Below are 15,598 nucleotides of genomic sequence, written 5' to 3'. Positions count from 1 at the left end.
CCTCTTCGCAGGCGTCCCCGAGGGTGAGGCGCTCCCTGCCCCCGCCCGGGGGGAGTGATCGCTGGAGCGGAACCGAGCTGATGGCACCCTCCTTGCGGCGCCACGCGATCCCCGGGATCGCCGCGTTCGCCCCGGGCGCCGTCGGCTTGGCGGCAGCGCCTGGCCCTCGGGCCCGTGAGTGTTCGCCCGCGCCCCTCGGCCGAACACTCCCTTTCTGGAGCCCGTACCAGTGGTCACATGCGTCCGGTCGCCCGGGTCAGAGCCCGGAAGTGGTGGCGTGCCACCGCACCTTCCCCGATGAGCAGCGCATGTGGGGTGTACGTGGGGGTGCCGAGGGCGCGTGTCTCAAGGGCGGGCAGATAGTTCCAGCGCACGGCGGGGTGCGCGGAGTGCGCGTAGTGGTAGAGGTCGCCGTACGGCAGCCAGGTGCCGCGCGCGAGCAGGGCCAGCACCGGGTTGCGGGGGTACAGGCGCAGGCAGCGGGCCGCCTCCACGACGGCGGGCGGCCCGGTGACCGGTTCCGCGTCCCACCATCGGTGTTCGACGAGCAGCGACAGCCAGGCGAGTTGCGGATACAGCAGCAGACGTGGCACGGCATACGCGAAGAGCAGGGCCTTCCAGCCGAAAAGGGCCGCCACGGCCGCAGGTAACGCGGCGAAACCGAGCAGACGCCACCAACGCCCGGAGTCCGCGCCGAGGTTGCCGGCCATGCCCCGTATCGTCGTGGCGACACCGGCGGGGGTGAGTGGGAAGACGAGTGCGAGAAGGAAGCGCCGCCTGGTGACCCCTGCGTGCAGTCCGGCATCGCGCAGCTCCCGGAGGTTGGGGTCGGTCCCGGACAACGTCGCGTTGGGGTGGTGTTCGCGCACATGGCGTCTGCGGCGGACGGAGACCGGTGGGAAGCCGAGTGGGACGTGGACGGCTGCTTCGGCGAGGACCGTGCCCATCCGGCCGCTGCGCGCCAGCACCCCGTGCACGGCGAAGTGGCTGACCTCCTGCAGGTGGCGGAACTTGACCGCGCCAGCGACAGCGGCCACGGCCCAGCCGACAGGACCGCTGTGAACAGCGACAAGGCACCAACCTGTTATTTCCAGCCAGTGACCGAGCATCAGCAGTGCCGGTGTGACGTTGTTGGCGCGTTCGCGTTGCAGCGTTCTGACATCCCGCAGCGTCACCGTCGGTAAGCAACCTCGGCGCGGGCTGAACCACCAGCGGTCCGCCTGCCGCACGGCCATACCCGCCACGATGATTGCGGTGATCTCCAGGTAGGTGACCAAGCGTGCCCCCCCTCTCTCTCCGTTGCGGAACCGGACCAGGTCGGGCGGCGGCGGGGACTCTCAGGGGGCCGCAGGGCTCTTCATGGTCATCTTGATCCCGGCTTCCTGCAGTTCCTTGAGATTATCGCTGTTCAGCGCGGCGAATGCCTCGCCTTCACCGGGAAACACCTCGCCCCGGTACTCGATCGGCCCGTCACCGAGCAGTGCCGCCGGGTCGAGTTCAGCGGCGTAGACCTTGGTGGCGTTACCCTCCAGAACCGGCCGCCATTGCTCACCAACGGTCTGCATCCAACTGCGCGCGACACCGCCGGGGTTGCGGACCGTCACCGGCCGGTCCGGCTCCACCCGACCGAGACGCGAGAGCACGGCGCGAGAGGCGGCGACGCCAGAGCCGCACGACGGGGTCAGGCCGGCGCCTCGCTCGAAGGTACGGATGAACACCTCGGCCTCGGCCAGCGGCCGCACAAAGGACACGTTCGCACCGATGGGGAAGACATCCGACGCGTTGGCGACGCGGGTGCCGGTGGCGACAAGCTCGGCCTCGTTGTAGGTGTCGTCGAGCACAGTGATCAGGTGCGAGTTGGGTACGGCGACGGCGGAGACGTGCCGGGAGGCGTGGTACGCGGGCAGCGCCCGGTCCACGAAAGGCCACTCGGCGTCGGCGACGATCGGCTCGGCTGGTGTGAAGTCGACCGGCGGCAGCTCGACGGAGACCTGCCGCACACCGTGCGACGTGGTGTCCGCCGCCCGGACCGTGAAGGAGTGAGGGCCAGTGCGCAGCACGACCTGCTCGGCCTGGTAGCGGTCGAGCAGCAGCCGGCCCGCGCCGCGCATTCCGTTGCCGCACAGCAGCGACACGGAACCGTCGGGGTTATAGAAGAAGGCTTCGGCGGTACCGTCACCGTTGTCGGCGATGAAATACGCGCCGTCGCCGCCGAGCCCCCTGCGGCGGTCGCACAGCATCCGTACGGCGCGCGGGATGTCGGCGTCCGCGAAGTGGTCACCGGGGGCACCGTCGATCACGAAGATGTCGTTGAGGCTGCCGTGCGTCTTGATGATCGAGAGAGCCATCGTTTCCGTCCGTCGTCCTACGGCCATCCCGCCGAGACCAGTCTGATCCCGCCAGTCTAGGCGGTGCGGCCGCATCGCCGAGGAGCACGGGGCAGCCGCCTGGGTGCGGTCGTCGGTCAGGCTCCCGTCACAGCTGGTCGACCGTCGCCCTCACTGCTTCCTCATCCCAGTTCTGGGCGGCCAGCATCGGACGGACCCGGGACTCGTAGGTGCTCAGTGCGAACGGGGCGGAGAGGGAGCCGTGACCCCAGACCGACTCGAACCGCCCTGCCCAGCGTTCGACCTGCTTGAAGTACACCGAAGAGCGACCACGCAGGTACTCAGCGTCGCCCTGCTCCTCCTCAACGAGCACGGCGGCGCGCGAGATGACGACGAAGTCGATCGCCTGATCGGCACGTAGCCGGTCGCGGACGGCCAGCGCGCACTGCACGCCCAGGGAGCGGTGGTGATCGATGAGCTGCAGGAGCGAACGTCCGAAGTCCGCCCTGGCCAGATCGGCGGTCCAGCAGATGAACAGCCGCTGGATACTGCCGCCCGCCTCGATCAGCTGACGGTTCACGGCGAGGTACTCGCGGCGTGCGGTGAGCAGATTCGGGTTGGTGGTCAGGTCCGCGGCCAGCACCCGCTGAGGCTGGGAACCGGAGTCGATCAAGACCTTGAAGAGCAGGACGGACAGGCGCGGCACCTCGGAGGCATACACCTGAAGGTGTCCGTCGGCGATCTCGCCGAAGTCCGCTATCAAATCCCTCTCCAGCTGTGAGCGGATCAGTGCGAAGTAGCGGGCGTCAGCCATGTGCCGGTCGTTGGCGCGGCGCAGTTGAATGTAGATGCGCCGTAACCACATATGGTTCGCGATCATGAGCAGGAGGAGGACGGTTTCCCCGGCCAACACGATGTTCGTCAGGTTTTTCTGCTGCATGGCCCAGGCGATGATGGGGACCACAAGGCCGATGATTCCGATCAGGGCGTTCAGACTCTGGGAGGAAAGCGCCTCGGCGACCCGCGTACCCGCGTCACGGCGCGGTGGTGTCGACATCCCTGATTCCCCCTCGACCGGCTCTCCGCATGCCCCAGGAATCCACGGTCCCGGATACGAACAGTCCGGGCAAGAGTACCTGCCGTCACCAGCACCGGCTCTCGTGACGCCGATACCCGAGATGTTCTCGCCGCAGTCCACGGGCGGATCCGACAGCGGAGTCAGCGGCCTGGTCACCGGCAGGGCCACGGATCGAGACCTCCCCGTTCGAAACCTTCTTGCTCGGGCCGTCGGTACGCGGATGCCAGTCCCGGTCGCCGGGCGGTTCGGCGGATGATCCGCCGGGAGGAGAACGTCGACGACGGCATGGTCTGACGCGCCGAGGACCCCTCGCGGCCACCGCTCTGCCTGGTCATCCGCCCCGGTGGAGCGGGAGGCCGGCGATGACGGACGTGCCGCGGGTGGGGCGGGGCCGGACGGTCCAGGCGGTGGCGAGGTGGTCGACGAGGAGGAGGCCCCGGCCGGTCTCGGAGTCCGCGTCCGGGTGCGCCACTGCGGGCGTGTGACTGCCCGCGCCACTGCCGGTACCGGGGTCTGAGACGGCCAGCCAGTAGTGGCCGTCGGCGGGCCACAGGACGAGTTCGACAAGATCGTCGACCTCGCGTTGGGAGCCGTGGCGGATGGCGTTGGTGACCAGTTCGGAGGTCAACAGACCGAGGTCGGCGGTGAGCTGGTGCCGCAGGCCGTACGGGAGGGCCTCGGCGACGGCGCGCCGGGCTCGCCGTACGGAGGCCGGGTGGGCGGGGAAGCGCCAGAGGGAGGGCACGAGGGGGATTTCGGGCATGGCAAACTCCGTTGCGGTGCTGAAGGTCTGGTCTCGCCGGTGGCATACCCCCTGGTCGCGGCACACCCGTCCCAGGGCAGACGGGCATGCTCGCGCGGTGCGCTTCCGGCACTGCGGTGCGTGACTGCGCAGTACCGACAGTAGAGCACGGGGGGCCATATTTGCCATATGCTTCGTCAGAATGGCCTCGCCGTAGCTTGTGCTTCCGCGGCAGACGAACACCACATGACACGGGAGGAACGGCATGCCACCGAGGACGATCCTCACCGAACGACAGAAGCGCCTGGGAAGCGAGTTGCGCCGGATTCGCACCGCAGCGGGCATGTCTGCGGAGTACGCCGCAGGGCTCCTGGGCGTCGACCGAAGCAGGATCTCCAACATGGAGTCCGGACTACGCGCGATCAGCTCCGAACGGTTGCGCACGCTGGCTTACAACTGCGACTGCACCGACGAGAAGTACATCGACGCCTTGGCCGAGATGGCGGAGCCGGGCGAGGCGGGATGGTGGGAGCGCTACCGGGGCAGCCTGCCCCAAGGACTGCTGGACATCTCCGAAACGGAGGCCGGCGCAGTGCGTCTGCGCGGTGCCAACACTGTTCACGTGCCCGGACTGCTCCAGACCTCAGAGCACGCCATTGCCATCTTCCGTGCCGTCGTCCCCAGGCTCCCCGAGCATGAGGTCGCTCTCCGCCTGGCACACCGTTCGGAGCGCCAACAGGTTGTCATCGGCCACGATCCGGTCCCGTACGTGGCCGTAATTCACGAGGCGGCGCTCCGGATGCAGTTCGGTGGACGCGACGTGGCCCACGCGCAGTTGGAGTACCTGCTGGAAGTCTCTGAGCGAGACAATGTCACCGTACTCATCCTGCCCTTCGCCCATGGCTCCTTCCCCGGAGCGGGGCAAACGGTCGTCTACGCCGAAGGGCCCGTACCGCAACTCGATACAGTGCAGGTGGACAGCTCCCATGGGCCCGCCTTCCTGCACGCCGATGGGCAACTCGCGAAATACCGAGCACAGCTGGGCCTGTTGGAAGACTTGGCACTGTCCCCGGACCGGTCCCGCGATTTCATCCGCGAGGTCGCCCACCAACTGTGAGGAGAAGTCCGATGGCCGACATCACCTGGGATGCCCCTTTCTGCGGCGAAGGCAGCTCGTGCTTCCGGCTCGGCACCGACACCGACGGGAACGGCTACATAGCCGTCAACGGCGAGGAGGACCGTTACCTCACCGACTCCGTCGAGGCCCTGCGCACCCTGATCACCGACATCAAGGCGGGCAAGGCCGACCACTTGCTGTAGGGCCGCGGCCCTCGCCGCAGAAAAATACCGCTCCTCGTGATCACGGGGATCGCGAAGAGCCGGAGTTCACCCGCGGCAGGTCGGCTCGTCCATCACGGTTGGTGGTCACCGGAAGGATCCGGGCCCTCAGCAGGCCCGTGTGACGAGCCGTCCAGCAGACGTTCGAAACGTGCTGCTGTCGCCGGGAAGCTCGCCCCGCCTTGCGATCCGTTCCGTGCCTGTGGCGGCCGTCCGGGCGAGCGATCAAGGTGACCGTGTCCATGACTGGGCTCTGCCACGCAAGTGGCCCAGGCGGTAGCGGCCTTACGCGAGGCAGGACCGACGTTGGGGCGTCAGCCGGTCGACCGGCTGAAGGTCCGACGGGGTCACGGCCTCACGAGGCGCTCGGCGTCGTCCGGGCGGGACAGCGCTGCCTCCGCCCGTGGCACCGGCAGCGCGGTCTCGCCTTCGGCGTACTGGCACTTCCATCCACTCGCGACGAGGAGATCGAGGACCGCCTGCCAGTCCTCCAGCGAGGTATCAGGAACGCACACGTCCGGCAGCGACCCCATCGACGGCTCAGGCGAAGGGCACGGCGGGCACGGCGAAGAGAGAGGCGTCCCCGCCCTGGACGGCGTCCCGGACTCCTGCGCTCGCCTCGTGCGGTACGCCCAGCGGAACGGCACTGACCTCGGAGAGGCGGGCGTACTGCTCGGGCGTGAGGACGACGTCGAGGGCGCCCAGATAATCGTCGAGCTGGCTCAGCTTACGCGGGCCGATGATCGGGATGTGCGAGGTCGCCGCGCGTGCGGCCCGCTCGTTGATCCATGCGACCGAGACCTGGGCCGGGGTCGCGCCGGTCTCCTCGGCGATGGCGAGGACGGTGTCGACGATCGCGGTCTTCTGATCGCTGTTCTCGGTGTGCACCAGGATGTTCAGGTCGCTGAGTCGGCCTTCCGCGCTGCCGCGGTACTTGCCGGTCAGCAGCCCTCCGCCGAGCGGGGACCACAGAGCGGTGCCAAGCCCGAGGCTCTCGGCCATCGGCAGCAGCTCACGGTCGGCGGTCCGCTCGACCAGGCTGTACTCGACCTGGATTCCGGCGACGGGCGCCCAGTTCTTCAGGTCCGCCAGCGTTGCGGCGCGGGAGACACGCCAAGCGGGGAAGTTGGACAGCGCCGCGTGCAGGATCTTGCCCTGGCTGACGAGGTCGTCGAGGCCACGCAGGATCTCCTCGATCGGCGTCAGGTCGTCGGGGAAGTGCACCCAGAGCAGGTCGATGTAGTCGGTGCCGAGGCGCTGCAGGCTTGCCTCGACCGAGTGGCGCATGTTCTTCCGGCTGTTGCCGGACCGCGACAGGCCCGGCTGCGGAACCGCGCCGTTGGTGAACTTCGTCGCCAGGACGAAGTCCCCCCGGTCTGCGCCGATGAACTGCCCCAGCAGCTTCTCCGACTCGCCGAACTGGTAGTTGTCCGCCGTATCGAGGAAGTTTCCGCCGGCCTCGGCGAACCGGTCGAACATGCGGCGCGCCTCGTCGGGCTCGGCCCCGGCGCCCCAGCCGGTGCCGAAATTACCGGTGCCGAGCGCGTACTGAGAGACGCGCAGTCCGGTACGGCGGCCGAAGGTCGTGTAACGCATGGAGTTCTCCTTGACAATCGAGCGCTTCCGCAGGTCCGCTTCCTCCGCTCCGAAGCGGGATCGCGGCCGGTGAGCGCGTTGGGGGGCGGATCCGTTGCCGGACCGTTTCCGGCGAGCCGTCGGCACCGAGTCGGCCGAAGGTCTTCCGCGGCGGGGAGGCCCGCCGCGCACGGCGCTCCTCACACACCAGAAGGAAAACGATCGGTTTACTTACATCGGCGAGCTTAGCGCAACCCTGGCGCAAAGTAAAACGATCGGTATCCTTGGAGCATGACTGAACCTTCTTCCACGGGCCGACGGCGCGGCCGGGGCGCCCGGGAGCGGATCCTGGCCGCGGCAACCGAGCTGTTCACGGCCCAGGGCATCAACGCGACCGGGATGGAGCAGCTGACGTCGGTCGCCGGTGTGTCCAAGCGCACCCTGTACACGCATTTCGACAGCAAGGACGCTCTCGCCCACGCCTATCTGCAGGAGCTTGAGAACGGCCTGCTGCCGGCGATCACGGCCGGCCCCGATCCGCGCCAACAACTGCTGGCCGTTTTCGACCACAGGCCGCAGGACACCGCCGGTCCGGTCCGGGGCTGCCCATTCCTCAACGCCGCAGTCGAGGTGCCCGATCCGGCACACCCCGTCCACCGGCTGGCGGCCGCCTACAAGATTGAATTCTCCCGCCGTCTCGCGGCTGTCGCACGCCGGGCCGGGGCGCGGGACCCTGAAGCCCTCGGCGAGCAGTTGGCCCTGCTCTACGACGGAGCCGCCGCCCGTGGGACCGCGCTCAACAGCGACCGCCCAGGGGCGTCGGCTCGTTCCGTGGCCTCGTTGCTGATCGACTCCGCCGTCGGGGCCGCGGAACAGGAACGGACTCCCGGCACGGAGGAACCGTCAACAGGCTGAGCACGGCTCCTGCACGGTCCAGTCCGTTTCGTTCTCAGGCGATTGACGCACCATCCGACGGTATTGCGCTGCTTCTATGTGCCTCGCGGGCGAAGGCGGGTGATGAATGGTCAGTCCGCCGCAGGACCGGCCGACAGCATGGTCGTGCGGCTCGCCGACCGGTCGCGGTGCCGGGGCCGAAGGCGCTGGGCTCGACAGCGTCCCCGCGGGCGTCGCTCCGGTTGCGCCGTGGCACTGTACGGCGGCCGTCACAGGTGCGCGGACTCCGACATCCCCGAAGTCCGCACCCTGGCCGCCACCGTCGACCGAGTTCAAGCCGGTTCGGTGGGGTGGCGGTGGTTCGATATGCCGTGGCCCTGTCGTAGGGCTTGCCGGTAGGCCGAAGGCGGCACGCCGTAAGCGGCGCGGAAGGCGCGGCTGAATTGGGCACTGTCCGTGAATCCCCAGCGGGCGGCGAGGGCGTACACCGGCCGGGAGTCCCATTGGGGGTCGGCCAGATCGTGGCGGCAGCGTTCGAGCCGCCGGTGGCGTATCCAGCCGACGCCTCGCTGCCGCCACCGCCATTACCGGCGCGGGCGCTGCGTTGTCCTCGTTGTGAGGAGACCTTCGCGCGCACGGCCCCGAGGCCGTGGAACGGCCGGATCCTCCGCGTCGGTGGCGGGGTGGGCCGATCGTTACGACCGGCGGCGGGGCTTGCCGCGCCTGCCGCTCTTGGGGGTGGCGGAACCGGTCCGGGACCCCTTGGCCGTCGAAGTCCCGGCGGACTTGCCCCCCGGCTTCCCGGCCTGCTTCCCCGCCGCGGGCTTGGCCTTCGACTGCGCCGGGGCCTGGGCCTGGGTCTGGGCCTTCGACTGGGCCTGGGCCGGGGCCGAGCGGCCCCGGGAGCTGTTGACGGTCCGGCCGCGGACGATGCCGATGAAATCGTCCACCTGGTCCGTGGTCCCGTCCTCCCGCCAGGACAGGGCGACCCGGGACTGCGGGGCGTCCGCGACCGGCCGGTAGGTGAGGTCCCTGCGGTGGTGCAGGCGGGCGAGCGACTGCGGGGCGACGAGGAGCCCCACCCCCGCCGCCACCAGTTGGACCGCGTCCGCCGTGGTGGCGGGGCGCTCGAGCGCCGGGCGGCCCGGCGGCCGCTCCCAGTCGAGGGTGTCGTCGAGGGGGTGCAGCACGATCTCGTCGGCAAGGTCCGCCACGGACACCTCGTCCGCCGCCGCGACGAGGTGGTCCTTCGGGATCACGACCACCGTCGTCTCGGTGTACAGGGGGATCGCGCTGAGGTCGGTCCGGTCGACGGGCAGCCGTACGAAGCCCGCGTCGGCGCCGCGGCCCCGCAGCAGGTCGGCCGCTTCGGCGGCGGGCACCGCGACGAGGGTGAGGGGGACGTCGGGCAGCCGCTCGTTCCAGATCCGCACCCACTTGGTGGGCGTCACGCCCGGGACATAGGCGAGCCGGAACGAGGGAGGTACTTCCGAGCCTGTCACCCCGCAAGGCTATCGGTGATGGTCAGGGGCGACACACGCGCTCGTTACCCTTGACAGCATGACGTCGCAGAAGACCACCCAGACAATGAAGCCCGCGACCGCGGCGAAGAAGCTGGGTGTGTACCTCCAGGCCACCCCCGCAGCGTTCCAGGAGGGTGCCGTCTCCCGCACCGAGCTGAACGCCCTCCAGGCCGACCCGCCCCAGTGGCTTCTCGACCTGCGGCGCGACGGCCCCCACCCCCGGCCGGTCGTCGCGGCGAAACTGGGCGTGTCCATCGCGGGCCTCGCCCGCGGCGGCGTCACCGAACCCCTCACCACGGAACAGATCGACGCGCTGAAGCGGGAGAGCCCCGAGTGGCTCCAGCGGGAACGCACCACCCAGGCCGAGGTCCGCAAGGAAGCGGTGCGCGTCAAGAAGAAGCACGCGGAGCGCGCCGGCGACCAGGCCCACTGAATCCCCGCGCCCGCGGCGTCACCGCACCGGCGGCACCGCGGAACACGAAGGGTCCGCCTGCGCGGAGCACCGGCGGCTGCGACCGACCGTCGTGCGGACGGAGTGCCAACCGACAGCCTTGATCGCCGAGGCGCGGAATCCGGTCAGGGCGTGATGTTGTGGTTCAGACGGAACAGGTTGGCCGGGTCGTACCGCCGCTTGATCATGGTCAGCCGGTCGTGGTTCTGCCGGTAGTTGGCCCGGACCCGGTGCTGATCGTCCTGGTCCATGAAATTGACGTAGGCGCCCTCCATGGAGTGCGGCCGCAGTGCCGCGGCGAAGCGGCGCACCCAGTCCATGCTCGCCTCGCACTCGGCGCGCGTGGTGAGGGTGGGGCTGAGGGCGGTCGCGAAGTCGGCGTCGCGGTAGGCGAACGCGGTCGCCTCGGGTGTGACCCGGTGGCAGGCGCCGTCGATGGGGAACACCACGGTCACGCTCTGGATGGAGGGGGTCGTGGCGCCGTATTCCACGTACGCGTCGACGGCCCCGTCCGGCAGCCCCCTGCTGAACGTGCCCTTCCAGTAGTGGAAGAGCCCCGCGGGGAGCAGCTCGTCGAAGAGCGTGTTGATCACGGGGTACGGCATGCGCCCGACGTGCTGCCCGACGATCGGACCGAGGCGGGCGAGGCGGGCACCGATCTTGTCGTCCTGCGTCTCGGGCCCGCTCCAGCAGGTGAGGACACCGCACAGAGGCCGGCCGTGCCAGCGCTCGGGCAGGAACGGGAGCGGCGGACCGAGTCCTACCACGGCCAGGGCGCCGAGCCTGTCGTCGGACTCGGCGATCAGCTCCCGGTATCGCCGCAGTACGTCGCCGTCGAGCGGGTAGAACGTCGGGCCGCCCAGGATGTCGGCCACGGGATGCAGCCGGTAGGCGAAGGAGGTGACGACTCCGAAGTTGCCGCCTCCGCCGCGCAACGCCCAGAAGAGGTCCGCGTTCTGCTCCTCCGTACAGGTCACGAACGATCCGTCGGCTGTGACGACATCGGCCGAGAGGAGGTTGTCGCAGGCCAGCCCGCAGCGCCGGGCCAGATGGCCCATACCACCGCCGGTGGTGAGCCCGCCGATGCCGGTGCTGGACACCACTCCCCCGGTGGTGGCCAGGCCGAAGGCGTGCGTGGCGTGGTTGACGTCGGCCCACGTGCAGCCGCCCTCGGCCCAGGCGGTACGGGTCGCGGGGTCGATCCGCACACCACGCATCCCCGAGAGGTCGAGGACGACGCCGTCGTCGCAGGTGCCGTAGCCGGGGACGCTGTGGCTGCCGCCGCGCACCGCCAGGAGCAGGCCCTGCTCCCGGGCGAAGTTCACGGTGCCGATGACGTCGCCTGCGTCGGCGGCCCGGACGACGGCCGCGGGCCTCTTGTCGTGCATCGCGTTGTAGACCCGGCGGGCCTCGTCGTAGCGGGGTTCGCCGGGCTGGACGAGGTCGCCGTGCACAGCCTCCCGCAGCTGCTCCGCGCGTGCGCCGTCCAGGGCCGGTGCGAAGGTGCTCATGGCCGCCACCGCCTTCCTGTCTTCGGAGGTCGGGGTACTGCCCGTAGCTCCGTTGTAGGCGTGGAAGCGCGTGACGCTCATCGCCGGAACAGCCCATCCCTCCGGATCACGGCGTGGGCGGAACGGCCCATGCGAGCGGTCACATCAGGCCGTGCGTGAACGCGTAGGCCGTGGCGGCGGCCCGCGAGGACACGTCGATCTTGGCGAAGATGTTGTTGAGGTGCCGGGCGACGGTGTGCTCGCTGATGGTGAGCTCGGCGGCGATGGCCCGGTTGGTCCTTCCGGCGGCGACCAGGCGGAGCACGTCGATCTCTCGTGCGGTGAGCTCGCCCGGAAGCCGGAGCAGGGCCGCCGCCCTGCGTGCGTCGGGCACCGCGCCCAGTGCTTCGAAGGCCGCGTGGGCGGCCCGCAGCTCAAGCCGCGCGCCTTCTTCGTCCCCGGCAGCCCGGTCGGCGGCGGCCAGCGTCATCCGGACCTGCGCGGCCTCGTACGGGACCCCGAGTTCGAGCCACAGCGCCAGCGCCCGGTGCAGCAGCGGAAGCGCGCGCCGCAGGTCGCGCTCGGCGAAGGCGACGGCGCCCCCCGCCCACGCCGCGGTCGCGTGCGGCGGGGTGCGCTCGGACTCCCGCCGACGCTGCCACTCGCGCGCGTTCGCTGCCAGCTCGTCCGCCGCGGTGCGGGCCTGGTCGAGCCGTCCCAGGGCAAGGGAGATCTCCACCTGGGCTGCGAGCAGCCGGCTGCGGCCGAGGTGTCCCGGCCCGTGCCCAGAACCCTTGCCGTCGGCCGCCAACGCGCCACGCAGAGCGGCTTCCGAGGCGTCTGACTTGCCCTGGGCGAGGAGCAGCAGGGCAAGCCCCGGCTGCGGGTCCCGCCCGAGCTCGTGAGCGCGCGCGTACGAGGCCCCGGCGGCGACCGGATCACCGCGCCTGCGCTGGATCTCACCCGCCAGATACACCGCCTCCGCAGCCGTCAGCGCCTCGTACGGGATCAGCTCCTCGCAGGTCAGGGTCGCCTCGGTGGCGGCCTGCGGCCAAGAGCCGCGCAGTTCCAGCACCTCCACCCGATGTACGCGGCACAGACCGCGGAAGTTGTTCTCCTCGGGCATCGTGGCGCACCAGGCCATGGCCGCGTCGGTCCATTCGGTGGCCCGTTCGAGGTCGGCGGAGGCCATGCAGTGCTGAAGGCCGAGGCAGTAGATCCACCCGGTGAAGAAGGCGCTGAGCTCTCCCGCCGTGGCCGCGCACATGGCGTCGTCGAGCAGCGCGAGGCCCGCGGCGACCCGGCCCTCGGCGAGCAGTACGCCCGCTTGGGCCTGGGTGCTCATGGCGAGGAGATCGGCGCTGCCGCAGCGCCGCGCGATGCCGGCCATCCGGCGGGCGCAGTCCATGGCTTCGCCGAAGGCGCCGCGGTCCTGCGCCGCCTCCGCGTCGACCCAGGCGAGGTAGCACTGCTCGACGCACTCGGGCTCGCCGCCGAGCTGCTCCCGCGCGCGGCGCAACCAGCCCGCGGCAGCGGCCGTACGTCCGGCCAGCCGGTGCTCGTAGAAGAGCATCCACGCGCAGTGACCGGCCTGCCGGGAATCACCCCTCGCCGTGTAGCCGGAGTACGCCTTCGTCCGCGCCGCGACGGACTCGTCGACGCGGCTGGTCCACCAGGCGGCGTCGGCGAGCACGGCGAGGTCGTCGGCGTCGAGGAGGTCCGGGTCGATACCGTGCAGTGTTCCGTAGGCTTCGCCCCACGCGTTGCGGGAGACAGCCTCCCTGGCCCGGTCGAGAGCCTGACTGCTCTCTGGTCCCGCCGACGTCCGCCGGGTGCCCCTGGTCCGCTCGGCCACGCGCGGCTCCCTTCGCGCTCTTCGCGAGCCGGCCGCTCCCCACCAGGATAGAAGCAGGAGCCCAGCCGCGACCGACCGGGCCCTCGCGCACGTCGCGCGGGGGCCCGAGGCGCAGACGCCGGCCGGGCGACACGCTGTCGCGCATGCGGGCGTCAGCGCCGAATGTGGGGCACACTCCTTTCTGGATCAGCCGCGGTGTGTGTCAGGCCCTCCACAGCCATGCGCACACAGCGGTACTGGATCCGATCGTGACCAGAATCGCGATCAGACGGACCGTCAGCTCGGGCGCCTCGATCGCGCGTTGCACCGTCCGCCACAACCCATCGGACACCACGGCACACCTCCCGTCACGGCAGGCATCCGGCCCCGGAACGACAGGGCACCTGCCTACGGTCACCGTGAACCCGAGTCGTGGTGCGGCACGAGCAGCCACCCCGGGACGGCTGCGGAATCACCCCGCAGAGCGACGGGAACGCGGCCAGGCAGCGGGCGTGAAACGGGCGCCGGACGAGGAGCGCGAGGCCGTCGACCTGGTCCGACGCCGGTCCAGCTCGTTGTCCAGGTGCTCCTGCTCTGCCGCGGTCGGCGCGTAGCCGTTCCGCTCCCGCAGTGCGGCGAGCGCCTTCGCCGCCCGCTCGGCGCGTTCCTGCGGGGTGAGCAGGGTCTCGGCGAGGCGGGCCAGGTAGGCGCGCAACGACAGGCCCTCGGCGACCGCGATGGAAGCCAGTCGGTCCTTGGCTGCCTCTGGGATGCGGACACTGGCATCGGACATGGCCGCACTCCTTCCCGCAGCCCCAGGGTGCGGGTACGTACCCGCACCCGTCATGCTTTCGGTTCGCTCAGCAGGCCGCACGCAGATCCTCCTTTGCCGCATGGATCCAGGTGTCCCCGGTCCCGGCTCGGCAGTCGCGGCAGCGGCCGGGCTCCGCCGCGCGGAAGGCGCGTTCGCAGCCGCCGTCGCAGGTCTGCCAGGGCAGGACGGCCGGTGTGGCGGTTGCCGTGGCCCGGTGGGGCACGGCGAGGGGCGGATCGTTCAGGCGGAAGGCCAGGATGCGGGCCGGGTGGGTCCGGATGCGGGCCGGGAGTCCGGTGGTGAGCACCTCGGTGATCTGCGCGGGGCCGACGCCTGCCGCGAGCCACTGCGTGACGGCCGGAGCGAGCTCGGCGACCTCCCGTCGGGAGAGGATCAGCCGGGGGTCGACGATGCGCAGCGAGGCAAGGATGACGACGGCCTGCGGGTCGGCCTCGGCGAGCGGGGCCGGGCTCGGGCTCCGGCCCGGGCTCGGGCTCCGGCCCGGGCTCGGGCAAGAGCACGCAAGAGGGGACACAGAAAGGGGCGCGGCGGTCGCCGCCGCAGCTTCCGGCACCGGCGGACCGCCGGGCGCGGGCGAGGGCTCCGACGCCAGGGGGCGGCCCGGCAGCTGTGCCGGACCGGTACCGGTGGTGGCTCCCGCTTCGGGCTGTGGGGTCGGTTCCGGCCGGGGTGCCGGTGCGGGCGCGTCGGCCGCCGCAGGCTTTCGGGGGCGGGTGGGTGGTGGCGGGGTGGGCAGGTCCCGGCTCGGTACGTCGTGGAAGAAGGTCCGGGTACGGATCGCGCCGTGGGGATCGCGCTCGCGGCGCCGCTCCAGGTAACCGGCCGCCTCCAGCTCCCGCAGCGCCCGCGAGATCAGGATCTCGCCCTCGGTGAAGTGCGCGCAGAGGGCAGCGATGCTCACGGGTGCGCCGTCCGGCAGCGAGAGGATGTACGTCGCGACGCCGACGGTGACCGCGCTTCCGCGCCGCTGCGCGAGGGCGTTGGCGATCACGGTGAAGTCGGCGGTGAGGCGGGTGCGGACGTGGATCACGCCGGAGGTCGGTGCTCCGGCGTCGGCGCGCAGGCGCGCGTTAGACTGCCGTTCAGCCATCGGGAAGCTTCTTCTTCCTGATCGGTCAGGCCCTCGCTCGGGATTCGCAGTCCCGGCCGGGGGCCGTCTTCTGTATGGGGGTTGTCGCGGTGAACGTAACCGCCCGCATCCCGCACCCGCAAGCCAGTCACCCGTGCGGGTGACATCGGGGAGGGGAGGGAGGGCAGGTGGTTCTTTACCCCCGGTCCTTTGGGGAGGTCCGTGGCCCGCCGAACCCCCGCATACGAGGATCCGGCGGGTCCGGGAGGCCGACGGCAGCCGGTTCCCGGCCGGCTCAGAAGCGGTGGCCGCCCTTGACCTCGGCTATGAAGGCGGCCCAGGACGCGGCCGGGAAGACCAGCGCCGGGCCGTGGGGGTCCTTGCTGTCACGGACGGGGACGACGCCGGGGAACCCGTCCGCCACCTCCACGCAGTCTCCCCC

Annotated in this window: 15 protein-coding genes and 2 pseudogenes; 4 read left to right on the top strand and 13 right to left on the bottom strand. The window is 70.7% G+C overall.

Annotation, left to right across the window (positions count from 1 at the left end; genetic code table 11):
• Positions 1–233 precede the first annotated feature (233 nt).
• From VIW71_RS08030 to VIW71_RS08015, 4 genes are all read right to left on the bottom strand, one after another.
• Positions 234–1,277, bottom strand: a complete 1,044-nt coding sequence (locus VIW71_RS08030; RefSeq protein WP_331621326.1) for a fatty acid desaturase — start codon at positions 1,275–1,277, stop codon at positions 234–236.
• Positions 1,278–1,337: 60 nt separating this feature from the next.
• Positions 1,338–2,348, bottom strand: a complete 1,011-nt coding sequence (gene dapF / locus VIW71_RS08025) for a diaminopimelate epimerase (protein WP_331621325.1) — start codon at positions 2,346–2,348, stop codon at positions 1,338–1,340.
• A gap of 127 nt (positions 2,349–2,475) precedes the next feature.
• Positions 2,476–3,384, bottom strand: a complete 909-nt coding sequence (locus tag VIW71_RS08020; protein WP_331621323.1) for a hypothetical protein — start codon at positions 3,382–3,384, stop codon at positions 2,476–2,478.
• 352 nt (positions 3,385–3,736) lie between these two features.
• A complete protein-coding gene (locus tag VIW71_RS08015; RefSeq protein WP_331621322.1) occupies positions 3,737–4,168 on the bottom strand; it encodes an ATP-binding protein in 432 nt (143 codons plus the stop codon).
• 244 nt (positions 4,169–4,412) lie between these two features.
• Between VIW71_RS08015 and VIW71_RS08010 the strand changes: the two genes are divergently transcribed.
• Both VIW71_RS08010 and VIW71_RS08005 read left to right on the top strand, forming a co-directional pair.
• Positions 4,413–5,264 (top strand): helix-turn-helix domain-containing protein, encoded by an 852-nt coding sequence (locus VIW71_RS08010; RefSeq protein ID WP_331621321.1) that lies wholly within the window; start codon positions 4,413–4,415, stop codon positions 5,262–5,264.
• An 11-nt stretch (positions 5,265–5,275) separates the two neighbouring features.
• Positions 5,276–5,467: a hypothetical protein gene (locus VIW71_RS08005; protein WP_331621320.1), complete on the top strand. Its 192-nt coding sequence runs from the start codon at positions 5,276–5,278 to the stop codon at positions 5,465–5,467.
• 365 nt (positions 5,468–5,832) lie between these two features.
• On the opposite strand, the gene VIW71_RS08000 is transcribed toward VIW71_RS08005, so the two are convergent.
• Together VIW71_RS08000 and VIW71_RS07995 are read right to left on the bottom strand one after the other, a co-directional pair.
• Entirely contained in the window at positions 5,833–6,000 is a 168-nt protein-coding gene (locus VIW71_RS08000; protein ID WP_331621371.1) for a hypothetical protein, read from the bottom strand.
• A gap of 25 nt (positions 6,001–6,025) precedes the next feature.
• The gene (locus VIW71_RS07995) at positions 6,026–7,081 is read right to left on the bottom strand and encodes an aldo/keto reductase (RefSeq protein ID WP_331621319.1); all 1,056 of its coding nucleotides are present in this window, start codon (positions 7,079–7,081) and stop codon (positions 6,026–6,028) included.
• A 270-nt stretch (positions 7,082–7,351) separates the two neighbouring features.
• On the opposite strand from VIW71_RS07995, the gene VIW71_RS07990 reads away from it, so the two are divergent.
• Complete coding sequence (locus VIW71_RS07990) at positions 7,352–7,975, top strand: TetR/AcrR family transcriptional regulator (protein WP_331621318.1); 624 nt, start codon at positions 7,352–7,354, stop codon at positions 7,973–7,975.
• A gap of 311 nt (positions 7,976–8,286) precedes the next feature.
• On the opposite strand, the pseudogene VIW71_RS07985 reads toward VIW71_RS07990, so the two are convergent.
• Together VIW71_RS07985 and VIW71_RS07980 are read right to left on the bottom strand one after the other, a co-directional pair.
• Positions 8,287–8,511, bottom strand: a pseudogene (locus VIW71_RS07985) (helix-turn-helix domain-containing protein); the annotation flags it as partial.
• Between the two features lie 138 nt (positions 8,512–8,649).
• The gene (locus VIW71_RS07980) at positions 8,650–9,456 is read right to left on the bottom strand and encodes a LysR family substrate-binding domain-containing protein (RefSeq protein WP_331621316.1); all 807 of its coding nucleotides are present in this window, start codon (positions 9,454–9,456) and stop codon (positions 8,650–8,652) included.
• A 58-nt stretch (positions 9,457–9,514) separates the two neighbouring features.
• Here VIW71_RS07980 and VIW71_RS07975 point away from each other — a divergent pair, with 58 nt between their 5' ends.
• Positions 9,515–9,910, top strand: coding sequence for a DUF5997 family protein (locus VIW71_RS07975; protein ID WP_331621315.1), 396 nt, complete (start codon positions 9,515–9,517; stop codon positions 9,908–9,910).
• A gap of 143 nt (positions 9,911–10,053) precedes the next feature.
• On the opposite strand, the gene VIW71_RS07970 is transcribed toward VIW71_RS07975, so the two are convergent.
• From VIW71_RS07970 to VIW71_RS07950, 5 genes and pseudogenes are all read right to left on the bottom strand, one after another.
• Positions 10,054–11,439, bottom strand: a complete 1,386-nt coding sequence (locus VIW71_RS07970) for an FAD-binding oxidoreductase (protein ID WP_331621314.1) — start codon at positions 11,437–11,439, stop codon at positions 10,054–10,056.
• Between the two features lie 139 nt (positions 11,440–11,578).
• Positions 11,579–13,273, bottom strand: coding sequence for a LuxR C-terminal-related transcriptional regulator (locus tag VIW71_RS07965; protein WP_331621313.1), 1,695 nt, complete (start codon positions 13,271–13,273; stop codon positions 11,579–11,581).
• 523 nt (positions 13,274–13,796) lie between these two features.
• Positions 13,797–14,045: pseudogene (locus VIW71_RS07960) on the bottom strand (hypothetical protein); the annotation flags it as partial.
• 67 nt (positions 14,046–14,112) lie between these two features.
• Entirely contained in the window at positions 14,113–15,177 is a 1,065-nt protein-coding gene (locus VIW71_RS07955; protein WP_331621311.1) for a hypothetical protein, read from the bottom strand.
• A 274-nt stretch (positions 15,178–15,451) separates the two neighbouring features.
• Positions 15,452–15,598: DUF397 domain-containing protein (locus tag VIW71_RS07950; protein ID WP_331621367.1), on the bottom strand; the 147-nt coding region annotated here is incomplete at its 5' end.

This window comes from Streptomyces sp., from assembly GCF_036524955.1.
Lineage (GTDB): Bacteria > Actinomycetota > Actinomycetes > Streptomycetales > Streptomycetaceae > Actinacidiphila.
This window is presented reverse-complemented; position numbering and strand designations above follow the sequence as displayed.

Bases quoted from the DNA above. Each gene is read 5' to 3' on its own strand.
- VIW71_RS07955 (WP_331621311.1), bottom strand. From the start codon at position 15,177: ATGGCTGAACGGCAGTCTAACGCGCGCCTGCGCGCCGACGCCGGAGCA.
- VIW71_RS08015 (WP_331621322.1), bottom strand. From the start codon at position 4,168: ATGCCCGAAATCCCCCTCGTGCCCTCCCTCTGGCGCTTCCCCGCCCAC.
- VIW71_RS08010 (WP_331621321.1), top strand. From the start codon at position 4,413: ATGCCACCGAGGACGATCCTCACCGAACGACAGAAGCGCCTGGGAAGC.
- VIW71_RS07990 (WP_331621318.1), top strand. From the start codon at position 7,352: ATGACTGAACCTTCTTCCACGGGCCGACGGCGCGGCCGGGGCGCCCGG.
- VIW71_RS08020 (WP_331621323.1), bottom strand. From the start codon at position 3,384: ATGTCGACACCACCGCGCCGTGACGCGGGTACGCGGGTCGCCGAGGCG.
- VIW71_RS07995 (WP_331621319.1), bottom strand. From the start codon at position 7,081: ATGCGTTACACGACCTTCGGCCGCCGTACCGGACTGCGCGTCTCTCAG.
- VIW71_RS07970 (WP_331621314.1), bottom strand. From the start codon at position 11,439: ATGAGCACCTTCGCACCGGCCCTGGACGGCGCACGCGCGGAGCAGCTG.
- VIW71_RS07975 (WP_331621315.1), top strand. From the start codon at position 9,515: ATGACGTCGCAGAAGACCACCCAGACAATGAAGCCCGCGACCGCGGCG.
- dapF (WP_331621325.1), bottom strand. From the start codon at position 2,348: ATGGCTCTCTCGATCATCAAGACGCACGGCAGCCTCAACGACATCTTC.
- VIW71_RS08005 (WP_331621320.1), top strand. From the start codon at position 5,276: ATGGCCGACATCACCTGGGATGCCCCTTTCTGCGGCGAAGGCAGCTCG.